The organism is Paraburkholderia sp. UCT2, assembly GCF_014397665.1.
Taxonomy (GTDB): Bacteria; Pseudomonadota; Gammaproteobacteria; order Burkholderiales; family Burkholderiaceae; genus Paraburkholderia; species Paraburkholderia tuberum.
Genome location: NZ_VZQO01000145.1, coordinates 1 through 870, shown reverse-complemented (window position 1 = coordinate 870; position 870 = coordinate 1). Strand labels below are relative to the sequence as shown.

Sequence of the window (870 nt, the reverse complement as noted above, 5' to 3'; positions counted from 1 at the left end):
TGGGTCGCGGCTCGCGCCGGCGGCATCGTGCGCGCGGGCGAGCAGTTGCACATCACGCCGCAAACGCTCAGTGGCCAGATCAAGCTTCTCGAAGAGGCGCTGGATAAGAAGCTGTTCAGGAAAACCGGCCGCACGCTCGAACTGACCGATGCGGGGCGCCTCGCGCTCGACTACGCCGACGAGATATTTTCGTTAGGTTCGGAACTCGAAAGCGCTGTGCGGCGCGAAAGCGAATCCGGTGCGCAAACGCGGTTTCGCGTCGGGATCGCGGACTCGGTCCCCAAGGCGATTGCGTACCGGCTGCTGGAACCCGCGCTGAGCGCGTCGGCGTCGCTGCGCATGATCTGTCACGAAGGCAAACTGCACGCGCTGCTCGCGCAACTGGCCGTGCACCGCCTCGATCTGATCATCGCGGACGCCCCCATTCCCGTCGACGTCAACATCAAGGCGTTCAATCACCGCCTCGGACGTTCGACGCTAAGCTGCTTCGGAACCCAGGCGCTGATTCAAAGCAGCAAAAAACGCTTCCCGATGTCGCTCGACAAGCTGCCTGTGCTACTGCCCGGCACGGAATCCGCCGTGCGGCGCAAGCTGGATCACTGGCTCGCCTCGCACGCCATTTCGCCGCGCATCGTCGGCGAGTTCGACGACGGAGCGATGACCATGGCATTCGGCCGCGAAGGCCGCGGCCTGCTGTTCGCGCCAACCGTGCTCGAAAGCCAGTTGCAGACAGAGCACAACCTGACGATAGTCGGACAGATCAATTCGATCGTCGAGGAATTTTTTGCAATCTCTATCGAGCGCCACGTCAGCCACCCGGCTGTCGCGATGATCATGGACGCGGCGCGTAGCGAACTGTTCAACGTTTAG

At 62.5% G+C, this 870-nt stretch carries 1 protein-coding gene; it reads left to right on the top strand.

Translation table 11 applies throughout. The annotated features are described in order from the left end of the window. On the top strand, nucleotides 1-870 hold an 870-nt coding region (nhaR, locus tag F6X39_RS36135), incomplete at its 5' end, for a transcriptional activator NhaR (protein WP_187620157.1).